The sequence below is a fragment of the Streptomyces sp. NPDC097595 genome (genome assembly GCF_044761525.1).
Lineage (GTDB): Bacteria > Actinomycetota > Actinomycetes > Streptomycetales > Streptomycetaceae > Streptomyces > Streptomyces drozdowiczii_A.
Genome location: NZ_JBIWCN010000015.1, coordinates 17,689 through 29,937 on the forward strand (window position 1 = coordinate 17,689; position 12,249 = coordinate 29,937).

The 12,249-nt window shown below is 72.0% G+C and carries 12 protein-coding genes; 3 read left to right on the top strand and 9 right to left on the bottom strand.

What is annotated here, in order from left to right:
* Positions 1-95: 95 nt before the first annotated feature.
* Genes ACIQZN_RS22595 through afsQ1 form a run of 3 tightly spaced genes read right to left on the bottom strand, consistent with a single transcriptional unit; the run spans position 96 to position 2,907 of the window.
* Positions 96-695: a hypothetical protein gene (locus tag ACIQZN_RS22595; RefSeq protein ID WP_403996698.1), complete on the bottom strand. Its 600-nt coding sequence runs from the start codon at positions 693-695 to the stop codon at positions 96-98.
* A complete protein-coding gene (locus tag ACIQZN_RS22600; protein ID WP_403996701.1) occupies positions 692-2,233 on the bottom strand; it encodes an ATP-binding protein in 1,542 nt (513 codons plus the stop codon). The genes ACIQZN_RS22595 and ACIQZN_RS22600 overlap by 4 nt, the downstream gene beginning before the upstream one ends.
* Entirely contained in the window at positions 2,230-2,907 is a 678-nt protein-coding gene (gene afsQ1 / locus ACIQZN_RS22605) for a two-component system response regulator AfsQ1 (protein ID WP_026171255.1), read from the bottom strand. The genes ACIQZN_RS22600 and afsQ1 overlap by 4 nt, the downstream gene beginning before the upstream one ends.
* Positions 2,908-3,119: 212 nt before the next feature.
* On the opposite strand from afsQ1, the gene ACIQZN_RS22610 reads away from it, so the two are divergent.
* Positions 3,120-3,866, top strand: coding sequence for a SigE family RNA polymerase sigma factor (locus ACIQZN_RS22610; RefSeq protein WP_403996704.1), 747 nt, complete (start codon positions 3,120-3,122; stop codon positions 3,864-3,866).
* Between the two features lie 247 nt (positions 3,867-4,113).
* Here ACIQZN_RS22610 and ACIQZN_RS22615 read toward each other — a convergent pair whose 3' ends face one another.
* Positions 4,114-4,743 carry a uridine kinase gene (locus ACIQZN_RS22615; RefSeq protein WP_403996707.1) on the bottom strand — a complete coding sequence of 210 codons (630 nt, stop codon included), beginning with the start codon at positions 4,741-4,743 and terminating at the stop codon, positions 4,114-4,116.
* A 140-nt stretch (positions 4,744-4,883) separates the two neighbouring features.
* On the opposite strand from ACIQZN_RS22615, the gene ACIQZN_RS22620 reads away from it, so the two are divergent.
* Positions 4,884-5,300, top strand: coding sequence for a hypothetical protein (locus ACIQZN_RS22620; protein WP_330313434.1), 417 nt, complete (start codon positions 4,884-4,886; stop codon positions 5,298-5,300).
* Positions 5,301-5,370: 70 nt separating this feature from the next.
* Here the strand turns inward: ACIQZN_RS22620 and ACIQZN_RS22625 are convergent, their stop codons facing one another.
* Genes ACIQZN_RS22625 through deoC form a run of 3 tightly spaced genes read right to left on the bottom strand, consistent with a single transcriptional unit; the run spans position 5,371 to position 8,649 of the window.
* The gene (locus ACIQZN_RS22625) at positions 5,371-6,267 is read right to left on the bottom strand and encodes an aldehyde dehydrogenase family protein (RefSeq protein ID WP_403996711.1); all 897 of its coding nucleotides are present in this window, start codon (positions 6,265-6,267) and stop codon (positions 5,371-5,373) included.
* Complete coding sequence (locus ACIQZN_RS22630; RefSeq protein ID WP_403996714.1) at positions 6,257-7,696, bottom strand: aldehyde dehydrogenase family protein; 1,440 nt, start codon at positions 7,694-7,696, stop codon at positions 6,257-6,259. Before ACIQZN_RS22630 ends, ACIQZN_RS22625 begins: the two co-directional genes overlap by 11 nt.
* 5 nt (positions 7,697-7,701) lie before the next feature.
* On the bottom strand, positions 7,702-8,649 hold the full coding sequence (deoC, locus tag ACIQZN_RS22635) for a deoxyribose-phosphate aldolase (protein ID WP_330242292.1): 948 nt from the start codon (positions 8,647-8,649) through the stop codon (positions 7,702-7,704).
* Between the two features lie 135 nt (positions 8,650-8,784).
* Here deoC and ACIQZN_RS22640 point away from each other — a divergent pair, with 135 nt between their 5' ends.
* Positions 8,785-9,423: a PH domain-containing protein gene (locus tag ACIQZN_RS22640; RefSeq protein WP_403996717.1), complete on the top strand. Its 639-nt coding sequence runs from the start codon at positions 8,785-8,787 to the stop codon at positions 9,421-9,423.
* A gap of 38 nt (positions 9,424-9,461) precedes the next feature.
* Here ACIQZN_RS22640 and ACIQZN_RS22645 read toward each other — a convergent pair whose 3' ends face one another.
* Both ACIQZN_RS22645 and ACIQZN_RS22650 read right to left on the bottom strand, forming a co-directional pair.
* On the bottom strand, positions 9,462-11,108 hold the full coding sequence (locus ACIQZN_RS22645; protein ID WP_403996720.1) for a phospho-sugar mutase: 1,647 nt from the start codon (positions 11,106-11,108) through the stop codon (positions 9,462-9,464).
* 241 nt (positions 11,109-11,349) lie between these two features.
* Positions 11,350-12,174 (bottom strand): purine-nucleoside phosphorylase, encoded by an 825-nt coding sequence (locus ACIQZN_RS22650; RefSeq protein WP_393768660.1) that lies wholly within the window; start codon positions 12,172-12,174, stop codon positions 11,350-11,352.
* Between the last annotated feature and the right edge of the window lie 75 nt (positions 12,175-12,249).

Consider the following 12,249-nt stretch of genomic DNA (forward strand, 5'->3'; position numbering starts at 1 on the left):
AGCCCTAGACGCGGGCAGTGGCCGGATCGGTTCCGCCGGACCCGGGGAGACCTGCCTCACGACGGACCCCGGACCTCCTGAGGCCCCGAAGACCCCTACGGCACCCCCACCGTGCTCGGGCTCGCCTTCGTCTCCGCCGTGCACAGGTAGCCGCGGGCCGGGTAGTCGCCGGGACCGCCCAGCGTCACCGTGTCACCGGGAGTCAGGGACTCGCTGTCCGCGAAGGTGCAGACGACCTGGGCCAGGGCCTCGGCCGACAGGTCCTCCGGCTGCTCGTTGAGCCGCAGCGCACCCTTCGCGTCCCCCGGGCGGGGGCCGAAGACACGGAGCGTCGCGGGCACCTCGGTGGAGAAGCCCGCCTGCCGTTCGTCCGCCGTGGGCTGCCTGCGCAACTCGTCCAGCAGCTCCGTGGCGACCGCCGGCCGGTCCGACTCGGCCTCCTGGACCTGCACCGCCCGGTCCACCGTCACCAGCTGCGCGGCGCAGATCAGATACACCTGTACGGGGATGCCCCGCCCGGCCTGGGACGCGGCGTCCTCGGCGGGCATCGCGCACGGCACCCGGGACGGGGCGGCACCGGCGTCCACCGGCACCGAGGTCGTACGGATGCCACAGCCCGCCGCCAGTACGGCACAGAGTGCGGCACCTGCCAGGGCGGCGGCGGTTCGGTGTCCCCGGCGTTCGCTGCGCCTCACGTCGCGTCGTCCTCCTGATGGTCCGGTATCGGTGCGTCGTGATCCCCGGCGGCACCGCTCGGCGCCCCGGGGTCGCGCGGCAGGCGCAGCACGAAGACCGCGCCGTCGCCGTCCGGGGAGTTGCGGGCGGTGATGTCGCCGTTGTGGATGTGCGCGTTCTCCATGGCGATGGAGAGCCCGAGCCCGCTGCCATCCGAACGCGGCCTGGAGGCGCTCGCCTTGTAGAACCGGTCGAAGACGTGCGGCAGGACGTCCTCGGGGATGCCGGGGCCGTGGTCCCGGACCTCGATGACGAGCTCCTCGCCCTCGATGCGCACCGAGACCCGTACCGGCGAACCGCCGTGCTTGAGCGCGTTGCCGATCAGGTTGGCGAGGATCACGTCGAGCCGGCGCGGATCGAGGCGGACCATCATGCCGCGCTCGGCGTCCAGTTCGACCGCGTCCAGCCAGGCGCGGGCGTCGATGCAGGCGGTCACCTGGTCCGCGACGTCCACATAGTCCAGGACGAGACGGGCGGTGCCCGCGTCGAAGCGGGTCACCTCCATCAGGTTCTCCACGAGGTCGTTCAGCCGGCGGGTCTCGCTGACCACGAGGTTCACCGCGGGCGCGATCATCGGGTCGAGGCTGTCGACCTCGTCCTCCAGCACCTCCGTGACCGCGGTGAGCGCCGTCAGCGGCGTACGCAGCTCGTGCGACATGTCGGCGACGAAGCGGCGGCTGGCCTCCTCGCGGGCGCTCATGTCCGCGACCTTCTTCTCCAGCGAGCTTGCGGTCCGGTTGAACGTCCGCGACAGATCGGCCAGTTCATCGGTGCCGGACACCACGAGCCGGGTGTCGAGCTTGCCCTCGCCGAGCTTGCGGGCCGCGTCCCCGAGCCGCTGCACCGGCCGCAGCACGGTCGTCGCCGCCGCCTGCGCGAGCAGCGCCGAGCCGACCAGGGCGAGCGCCGTGGCGATCCCCAGCGACCAGGCGAGCGAGCTGAGGTCCTGCCGCTCCTGGTCGAGCGACTTCAGCATGTAGCCGGTCGGCCCGCCGCCGATGATCTTCGTACCGGCGACGAGATACGGCGTGCCGCGTATCGAGGTGCGCTGCCAGAACAGGTGGTACTCGTACTTGTTGCCCGACTTGACCGGCTGCTTGCGGTCCACCTGCTCCTGCAACGACAGCGGTACGTTGTCGCGCGTGAAGGTGTCCAGGTCGCTGTTGCCGACGATGGGCTTGCCCGGGTCGCGCTCGTCGATGAGGAGCACGCTGTAGCCGGGGCTGCTGCTCGCCATCTGCACGGCGGCCGTCTGGAGGTCCTCCTTGGTGGGGCGCAGCGGCAGCGAGGCCGCCCGGGACTGCATCTCCTGGCGGAAGTCCCCGAGCGCCGCGTCCTGCGTACGCGTCAGCACGGCCTCGCGGTTGAGCCAGTACGCGATGCCGGAGGCCGACACGGCGGCGGTCAGCGCGACGAGGCCGAAGACGATGACGAGCCGCAGGCGCAGGCTGGTCCAGCGGAGCCCGGCGCGCAGGCCCCGCCGCACAGCCGTGCTCACTGCGGCGAGTCCAGCCGGTAACCCACGCCCCGCACCGTACGGATCAGGGTCGGCGAGGACGGTACGTCCTCCACCTTGGCGCGCAGCCGCTGCACACAGGCGTCGACCAGCCGGGAGTCGCCCAGGTAGTCGTGCTCCCAGACCAGGCGCAGGAGCTGCTGCCGGGACAGGGCCTGGCCGGGCCGTCGGCTCAGTTCGAGCAGGAGGCGCAGCTCGGTCGGCGTGAGCTGCAGATCCTCGCCGTTCTTGGTGACGGTCATGGCGGAGCGGTCGATGACCACGTTCCCGAAGGTCGCGGAGTCGGTCGACTCCCGTTCGCCCCGGCGCAGCACCGCGCGGATACGGGCGTCGAGCACCCGGCCCTGCACGGGCTTCACCACGTAGTCGTCGGCACCGGACTCCAGACCCACCACGACGTCGATGTCGTCGCTGCGGGCGGTCAGCAGGATGATCGGCAGCTGGTCGGTGCGGCGGATGCGCCGGCACACCTCGAAACCGTCGATCCCGGGCAGCATCACATCCAGCACGACCAGGTCGGGGCGCTGCTCGCGCAGCAGGTTGAGGCCGTCCTCTCCCGTCGCCGCGGTGGCCACACGGTGGCCCTGGCGTGACAGCGAGAGTTCGAGGGCCGTGCGGATGGCGTCGTCGTCCTCGATCAGCAACAGGAAAGGCACTTGGTCATTCTGACCCATGGGGCGCCCCAGTTCGACAGTTGGTCCCCCCTGATGCGTGCCCCATACGTCCCTCATGCATCAGGAAGCACGGATTCGCGACGCCGCCGGGCCCTGTGACAGCCCTGTGACAGTCGGCGGACAGCGCCATGAAACTGCCCCGGCAAGCTCGTTGGCACAAGGAACGGACGGACTCCACCGATGGGGGGCGCGAGATGAACGCAACTCACAGCATCAACGCAAGCGCAGTTGTCACGCGTCTCCACGATGTCGGGCGGAACACCGAGAAGTCCGGCGCCGCAGTGAACGGACGGGGGTGCGTTCGAGGCGCCGGGCGTCAGCACACGTCATTCATGACGGTGGTTGACGCGGGGGGCAACGGGGGAAGCGCGTACGGGGAGGACTCGGGGGAGCGGAAGTCACCGGAGCGGTCCGGGGACGCCGAAGCGGCGTTCACGGCCTATGTCCGGGAGCGCCGCGCCTCCCTGTACGCGACCGCCTACCACCTGACCGGTGACCGGTTCGAGGCCGAGGACCTGCTCCAGAGCGCCCTCTTCTCGACGTACCGGGCCTGGGACCGCATCAGCGACAAGGCCGCTGTCGGCGGTTACCTGCGCCGCACGATGACCAATCTGCACATCAGTGCCTGGCGCAGGCGCAAGCTGAACGAATACCCGACCGAGGAGCTGCCGGAGACGGCGGGCGACACGGACGCGATGCGCGGTACGGAGCTGCGCGCCGTGCTCTGGCAGGCGCTGGCGCGCCTTCCCGAGCTGCAGCGCACGATGCTCGTCCTGCGGTACTACGAGGGTCGTACGGACCCCGAGATCGCGTCGATCCTCGACATCAGTGTCGGCACGGTGAAGTCGAGTATCTGGCGGTCGCTCCGCCGGCTGCGCGAGGACGAGGTCCTCAGCTTCGGCCGTGACGAGGAGGAGTCCTTCGGCGAGCTGGTGGCCTGAAGGCTGGGGGGAACGGGGGCGCGCTGCCGCGTCGGGGGACGCGGCGGTGTTGTTACGGGGGAAGTAACGGGGGCCCGGGGGATACGGGGGGTATCTCGGGGGACAACGGGGATACGGGGAAGTCGCGGGGTCGGACGGGCCGGGGGGTCTTGTCCGGCCCCGCGGCGCGTTTCACGTCAAGCCCCTCCGGCGATTGAGGAGCGGGGGCGCGGGGGCGGAGCCCCCGAAACCGAAACCGGCGGAGGGCTTACCGGGTCACCGGCAAACGGCAGCGGCCCGCCGCCGCGGCGGCCAGGCGGCCCAGCGCCTCCGGCTTCGCACACGCGTGCGCGCCCAGCGCGACGTGACGGGAGACGATGCGGCGTTCCGTACGCATCAGGCGCCAGCCGCGACGCAGCAGGAACGGGACCGACTTGCGGCCCTCGCGCAGGTCGCGGAGGAGGCGGCGGCGGAAGGTCGTGGAGGGGCGGCCGCGCAGGCAGAGGGCGTCGGCCAGGAGGCCCAGGGACTGGCAGCGGTCGATGATGTCGGCCGCGAAGATGCCCTCGGCCACGAAGAGCGGGGTGCGCCCGATGTGCTGGACCTCGTGCCCGGTGCGGGAGCTGGTGGAGATGTCGTACACCGGGACGTCGGTGCGGCCGGTCCGGCAGAGCTCCGTGATTGCGGTGACGGCGGCGTCGGCGTCCCAGGAGGCCGGGGAGTCCCAGTCGATGTCCGTACTGCCGTCGACGAGCGGCAGGGTGGGGTCGTCGGCTTCCTTGTAGAAGTCGTCGAGGCGCAGCACCGGAAGCCCGGTGCGGGCGGCGAGGGACGACTTGCCGGAGCCGGAGGGGCCCGTCAGGAGGACGACGCGGGTCGAAAGCGCTTGGGAACTCACAGGACACGAGTCTGAGGCATTGACCCGCACGTGGGACCCCCGGAGGTCTTGTTGGTATCGCGCATCACACCTCAACTACTCTTTGCATTCGGTTGATTACGCGACCGATGGTCCGATCGTCCCGATCAGGTGGGAAATCCATGGCACGTCACGCACTTTCCAAGTCCCGGCGCCGCACCCTGCTGCGCGCAGGTCTGACCGTCACCGCGGTCGGCGCCGCACTCGGCGCGGGGGGTGCGGCGGCGCAGGCCGCCCCGCTGCCCGTCGTCCAGGAGACGGGGGCCGACGTCGGCCTCGCGGAGGCCACCGGCGCGGCCGGCGGCGCGGTCACCGGGGCGCTCGGGCAGTCGCTGGAGCACAGCGTCGCGCCCGTCACCCACCTGCGGCTCGACCCGCTGGCCGGTACCGGGACGGACCCGCTGGACAACGCGGTGGGCACCCAGGTCGCGGACTTCAAGCCGCTCTCCACGGCGCTGGTCACCGATCCGCTGACGAGCGGCGGTGCCATCAAGGACCTGCCCGTCGTGGGCCCGGTCGTGGAGGGGCTGCGCGGCTGAGTTTCCGCAGGCAGCGGGACGGCCCGTTCCCCGGAGGCGCCTCTGGGAAACGGGCCGTCGCCGTGTGCGGTCAGTACGAGGAGCCCGAGGCTCCCAGCGCGCCCGTCGGGTGCCAGACCGTCTTGGTCTCCAGGAACGCCGTCAGGCGGTGCGTGCCCGGGTCGGCGGTCCAGTCGTCGCCGTCCACAGCCTGTGGACGCGCGACGCGCTTCAGGTTGTCCGCCGCCGCGATCTCCAGTTCCTTCGCCAGCTCCGCGTCCGCCCCCGTCAGGTCGATGCCGTTCACGTCCTGGTGGGCGGCGAGCGGCGCGGCGATCTCCGCGGTCTTCCCCGACAGCACGTTGACCACACCGCCCGGCAGGTCCGAGGTGGCCAGCACCTCGCCCAGCGACAGGGCGGGCAGCGGGGACTTGGCGGAGGCGACCACGACCACGGTGTTGCCGGCCGCGATCACCGGGGCGATCACCGAGACCAGGCCCAGGAACGAGGACCCCTGCGGCGCCAGGACCGTGACCACGCCGGTCGGTTCGGGCGTCGACAGGTTGAAGAACGGGCCCGCGACCGGGTTCGCGCCGCCCACGATCTGGGCGATCTTGTCCGTCCAGCCCGCGTACCAGACCCAGCGGTCCACCGCCGCGTCCACGACGGCCGCCGCCTTGGACTTCGACAGGCCCTCCGCCTCGGCCACCTCGCGTACGAACTGCTCGCGGCGGCCCTCCAGCATCTCCGCGACGCGGTAGAGGATCTGGCCGCGGTTGTACGCGGTCGCGCCGGACCAGCCGCCGAACGCCTTGCGGGCGGCCACGACCGCGTCGCGCGCGTCCTTGCGGGAGGACTGGGGCGCGTTCGCCAGCCACTTGCCCTTCGAGTCCGTCACCTCGTACACCCGGCCGCTCTCGGAGCGGGGGAACTTGCCCCCGACGTACAGCTTGTAGGTCTTGAAGACGCTCAGACGGTTATCGGACATCGAGGTACGCCTCCAGGCCGTGACGGCCGCCTTCGCGGCCGTAACCCGACTCCTTGTAACCGCCGAATGGCGAGGTCGGGTCGAACTTGTTGAACGTGTTGGCCCAGACGACGCCCGCCCGGAGCTTGTTCGCGACCGCGAGGATGCGCGAACCCTTCTCCGTCCAGATGCCGGCCGACAGGCCGTACTGGCTGTTGTTCGCCTTGGCGACCGCCTCGTCCGGCGTACGGAACGACAGCACCGAGAGCACCGGGCCGAAGATCTCGTCGCGGGCGATGGTGTGCGCCTGGGTGACGTTCGTGAAGAGCGTCGGGGCGAACCAGTAACCGGCCGAAGGCAGTTCGCACGGGGCGCTCCAGCGCTCCGCGCCCTCCGCCTCGCCGGTCTCCACGAGCGCGGTGATCCGGGCCAGCTGCTCCGAGGAGTTGATCGCGCCGATGTCCGTGTTCTTGTCCAGCGGGTCGCCGAGGCGCAGCGTGGACAGCCGCCGCTTCAGCGCGTCCAGCAGCTCGTCCTGGACCGACTCCTGGACCAGCAGGCGGGAGCCCGCGCAGCACACCTGTCCCTGGTTGAAGAAGATGCCGGTGACGATGCCCTCGACGGCCTGGTCGATCGGGGCGTCGTCGAAGACGATGTTGGCGCCCTTGCCGCCCAGCTCCAGCGTGACCTTCTTGTCCGTCCCCGCGACGCTCCGGGCGATGGCCTTGCCGACGGCGGTCGAGCCGGTGAACGCGACCTTGTTGACGTCCGGGTGTTCCACGAGCGCCTGGCCCGCGTCGCCGTACCCCGTCAGGATGTTGACGACACCCTTGGGCAGGCCCGCCTGGCGGCAGATGTCCGCGAAGAACAGCGCGGACAGCGGCGTCGTCTCGGCGGGCTTCAGGACCACCGTGTTGCCCGTGGCGAGCGCCGGGGCGATCTTCCACGCGAGCATCAGCAGCGGGAAGTTCCACGGGATGACCTGGCCGGCCACGCCCAGCGGACGCGGGTTCGGGCCGTAGCCGGCATGGTCCAGCTTGTCGGCCCAGCCCGCGTAGTAGAAGAAGTGCGCGGCGACCAGCGGGAGGTCGGCGTCGCGGGTCTCCTTGATCGGCTTGCCGTTGTCCAGGGTCTCCAGGACGGCCAGCTCGCGGGAGCGCTCCTGGATGATCCGGGCGATCCGGAACAGGTACTTGGCGCGCTCGGAGCCGGGCAGCGCCGACCACTTCTCGAACGCGCGGCGGGCCGCCTTCACGGCCCGGTCCACGTCGTCGGCGCCGGCCCGGGCGACCTCGGACAGCACCTCCTCGGAGGACGGGCTGACCGTCTTGAAGACCTTGCCGTCGGCCGCGTCGGTGAACTCACCGTCGATGAACAGGCCGTACGAGGGGGCGATGTCGACGACGGAACGGGACTCCGGCGCCGGTGCGTACTCGAATGCGGATGCCATGGGTATCAGTCCACCGTCACGTAATCGGGGCCGGAGTAACGGCCGGTGCTGAGCTTCTGGCGCTGCATCAGCAGGTCGTTCAGCAGGCTGGAGGCGCCGAAGCGGAACCAGTGGTTGTCCAGCCAGTCCTCGCCCGCCGTCTCGTTGACCAGCACGAGGAACTTGACCGCGTCCTTCGAGGTGCGGATGCCACCGGCCGGCTTCACGCCGATCTGGACGCCGGTCTGCGCGCGGAAGTCGCGCACCGCCTCCAGCATCAGCAGGGTGTTCGCGGGCGTGGCGTTCGTCGCCACCTTGCCGGTCGAGGTCTTGATGAAGTCCGCCCCGGCCAGCATCCCGAGCCAGGAGGCCCGCCGGATGTTGTCGTACGTGGACAGCTCACCGGTCTCGAAGATCACCTTGAGCCGGGCGGACCCGCACTCCGCCTTCACGGCGAGGATCTCCTCGTACACCTTCAGATAGCGGCCGGCCAGGAACGCGCCCCGGTCGATCACCATGTCGATCTCGTCGGCCCCGGCCGCCACGGCGTCCCGGACGTCCGCGAGCTTCACGTCGAGCGCGGCGCGCCCGGCGGGGAAGGCCGTCGCCACGGACGCCACCTTCACGCCGGAGCCGGCCAGGGCGGCGGCAGCGGTGGCCGCCATGTCGGGGTAGACGCAGACTGCGGCGGTGCGCGGGGTCGTGCGGTCGGTGGGATCGGGGTTGACGGCCTTGGCGGCGAGCGCCCGGACCTTGCCGGGGGTGTCCGCGCCTTCCAGCGTCGTCAGGTCGATCATCGAGATGGCGAGGTCGATGGCGTACGCCTTGGCCGTCGTCTTGATCGACCTGGTTCCGAGGGCTGCGGCGCGCGCTTCGAGTCCGACCGCGTCGACGCCGGGCAGCCCGTGCAGGAAGCGGCGCAGCGCACTGTCGGACGCCGTCGCGTCGGCGAATGCGGGGAGGGTGGTGGGCATGGTCACCACATGAGCATATCTACGCGCGTAGCGACCTGTACAGGGACCCAGGCCATCCGCACATCCCACGCCCTCGCCGCCCGCGCGAGTCGGCCGCCACCGCGCCCCCGCGCCGCGTCAGGCACAATCGGGCTCATGACGAGCCCCACGCCTGCCGACGAGCCCACCTACGCCGACCGGACCTTCCGGTCGCCCGCCGGGCTGGCCGGTGGCGTCCTGCTCCTCCTGCTCGTCTGCGGGATCGGCGGCGACGCCGCGGTCCGGGGCGACGGCCGGGTGCCGTGGATGGCGCTCGCCGGAATGCTGACCGCCGTGCCCCTGATCGTCGCGTTCACGCTGCGCCCGGTGGTCGCCGCGAACGACGCGCGCATCCGCATCCGCAACCCGTTCCGCACGATCACGCTGCCGTGGAGCGACGTCGCCGACGTACGGGCCGGGTATTCGAGCGAGCTCTTCACGCAGGACGGTACGAAGTTCCAGCTCTGGGCCGTCCCCGTATCGCTGCGGCAGCGCAAGAAGGCCGCCCGCCAGCAGTCCCGGCAGGCGGTGGACGACCCGTACCGGCGTACGTCCACGATCGCCGACGTACGCAACACCAAGGCCCGCACCGCGGCCGCCGACCAGACCGTCGCGGACCTGCGCGAGCTGTCCGAGCGCGCCGGTGACAAGGCCGCGACCGACGCCCCCACCGCCTCGGTGCGCTGGGCCTACGAGGTCATCGCCCCGGCCGCCGTCGGCGCGGTCCTGCTCGTGGTCCTGGGCGCGACGGGCTGAGACGGGTACGGGGCGGCCCGGCCGCCCCGCCGCTTCCGTCAGATGCCCGCCGCTGCCGCCAGGTCGCGCTTGACGCCGGTCAGCAGCTCGGTGGCGCGGGCGCGGGCGGTGGGCAGCGCGTCGGCGGAGCCCACCGGCACGACGACCTCCAGGTAGCACTTCAGCTTCGGCTCCGTGCCGCTCGGGCGGACGATCACCCGGGCGCCGTCGAGCGTGTAGCGCAGCCCGTCGGTCGGCGGCAGCCGGTCCGTGCCTCGCGACAGGTCCTCGGCCGAGGTCACGGGCAGCCCCGCCAGGGCGGTCGGCGGCTGCTCGCGCAGGCGGCGCATCGCGTCCGCGATGACCGACAGGTCCTCGACCCGCACCGACAGCTGGTCGGTCGCGTGCAGCCCGTGTTCGAGCGCGAGGTCGTCCAGCAGGTCGAGCAGCGTGCGGCCCTGCTCCTTCAGTACGGAGGCGAGCTCGGCGACGAGCAGCGCGGCCGTGATGCCGTCCTTGTCGCGGACGCCCTCCGGGTCCACGCAGTAGCCGAGCGCCTCCTCGTACCCGTAACGCAGCCCCTCGACGCGGGCGATCCACTTGAAGCCCGTCAGGGTCTCCTCGTAGCCCAGGCCCGCCTTCTCGGCGATCCGGCCCAGCAGTGAGGACGAGACGATCGACTCCGCGAACACGCCGGTCGCGCCCCGGCGCACCAGGTGCGCGGCGAGCAGTGCGCCGGTCTCGTCGCCCCGCAGCATCCGCCAGCCGCCGTCCGCCGCCGGGTCCGGCACGGCGACGGCGCAGCGGTCCGCGTCCGGGTCGTTGGCGATGACGAGATCCGGTTTGGCGCGGCGCGCTGTGGTGAACGCGAGGTCCATCGCGCCGGGCTCCTCCGGATTGGGGAAGGCCACGGTGGGGAACGCGGGGTCCGGCTCGGCCTGCTCCGCGACGAGCACGGGGGCCGGGAAGCCGGCCCGGTCGAACGCGGCGGTGAGCACCGAGGTGCCGACGCCGTGCATCGCGGTGTACACGGTGCGGGCGGTGCGGGGCGACTCGGCGTCGAGCACGGCGTCCGTACGGGTCAGGTAGGCGTCCAGGACCTCGTCGCCCAGGGTCTCCCAGCCGGTCTCCGGGCGGTCCACGGTGGCCAGCGGGCCGACCGCCGCGATGGCCGCGGCGATCTCGCCGTCCGCCGGCGGCACGATCTGCGAGCCGTCGCCGAGGTAGACCTTGTAGCCGTTGTCGCGGGGCGGGTTGTGGCTGGCGGTCACCTCGACGCCGGCGACGGCGCCCAGGTGCCGTATGGCGTACGCCAGCACGGGGGTGGGCAGCGGGCGGGGGAGGACCGCCGCGCGGAGGCCGGCGCCGGTCATCACCGCGGCGGTGTCCCGGGCGAAGTCGGCGGACTTGTAGCGGGCGTCGTAGCCGATGACGACGAGACCGCCGGTCTGCCCCTGGTCCTTGAGGTACGCGGCGAGGCCGGCCGCGGCGCGGATGACCACGGAGCGGTTCATGCGCATCGGGCCCGCGCCGAGCTCGCCCCGCAGTCCGGCGGTGCCGAACTGGAGCGTGCCCGCGAAGCGGGTGGTGAGCTCGGAGGTGTCCTCGGCGGCGATGAGCTTGGCGAGCTCTTCGCGGGTGTCGGGGTCGGGGTCCTCGTCCAGCCAGGCGCTGGCGCGGGCGAGGAGGTCCGGGGGTGTCGTCACGGGGTGCCTTTCGTGTGCGGTGCGCTGGGGGTGGACGGTGCGGGGCGCCTGCGGCGGGCGTTGTCCCCTACCCGCCCCTTCCCGAAGCCGGGGCTCCGCCCCGGACCCCGCGCCTCAAACGCCGGCGGGGCTGATTTTTGCCCGCTTGCCGCGGATCTGCGGCAAGCGGGGGCGAAATCAAGCCCCTCCGGCGATTGAGGAGCGGGGGTACGGGGGCAGCGCCCCCGAAACGGTGCCGGGGTCAGATCCGGTCCAGCAACCGCGCCAGCAAGGACCCCATCCGCGTCGCGGAATCCCGCCCCGCCTGAAGGACCTCCTCATGGTTCAGCGGCTCCCCGCTCAACCCCGCCGCCAGGTTCGTCACCAGGGACAGGCCCAGGACCTCGGCCCCCGCCTCGCGGGCGGCGATCGCCTCCAGGACCGTGGACATGCCGACCAGGTCGCCGCCCATGACGCGGACCATGTTGATCTCGGCCGGAGTCTCGTAGTGCGGGCCGGGGAACTGGACGTACACGCCCTCCTCGAGCGTCTCGTCCACCTCCTTGCACAGCGCGCGCAGGCGCGGCGAGTACAGGTCGGTGAGGTCCACGAAGTTCGCGCCGATGATCGGCGAGGCCGCCGTCAGGTTGATGTGGTCGCTGATCAGGACCGGCTGCCCGGGGCGCATGCCCTCCCGCAGGCCGCCGCAGCCGTTCGTCAGGATGACCGTCCGGCAGCCCGCGGCGACCGCCGTGCGGACCCCGTGGGCGACGGCGGCGACGCCGCGGCCCTCGTAGTAGTGCGTGCGGCCGAGGAACACCAGGGCCCGCTTGTCACCGATCACGTGCGAGCGGATCGTGCCGCCGTGGCCCTCGACGGCCGGTGCCGGGAAGCCGGGCAGGGCCGTCACCGGGAACTCGGCCGCCGGAACGCCGAGCGCGGCAGCGGCCGGCGCCCAGCCGGAGCCCATCACGAGAGCGACGTCGTGGGTCTCGGCACCGGTCAGCTCGCGCAGGCGGGCGGCGGCGTCGGCGGCGGCGGCGTGCGGGTCGCCCTGGATGTGGTCCGGAATAAGTGATGCGTTCACGCGGACGAGCGTAACCGCTGAACCCCTACGCGCGTAGATGCCCCTGCACAGAGTCTTGCGGGAATCGTTCGTGTG

Coding starts and splice junctions, on each gene's coding strand:
- ACIQZN_RS22620 (WP_330313434.1), top strand. CDS start 4,884: ATGGCACGTCACGCACTTTCCAAGTCCCGGCGCCGCACCCTGCTGCGC.
- ACIQZN_RS22610 (WP_403996704.1), top strand. CDS start 3,120: ATGAACGCAACTCACAGCATCAACGCAAGCGCAGTTGTCACGCGTCTC.
- ACIQZN_RS22625 (WP_403996711.1), bottom strand. CDS start 6,267: ATGTCCGATAACCGTCTGAGCGTCTTCAAGACCTACAAGCTGTACGTC.
- ACIQZN_RS22630 (WP_403996714.1), bottom strand. CDS start 7,696: ATGGCATCCGCATTCGAGTACGCACCGGCGCCGGAGTCCCGTTCCGTC.
- ACIQZN_RS22640 (WP_403996717.1), top strand. CDS start 8,785: ATGACGAGCCCCACGCCTGCCGACGAGCCCACCTACGCCGACCGGACC.
- deoC (WP_330242292.1), bottom strand. CDS start 8,649: ATGCCCACCACCCTCCCCGCATTCGCCGACGCGACGGCGTCCGACAGT.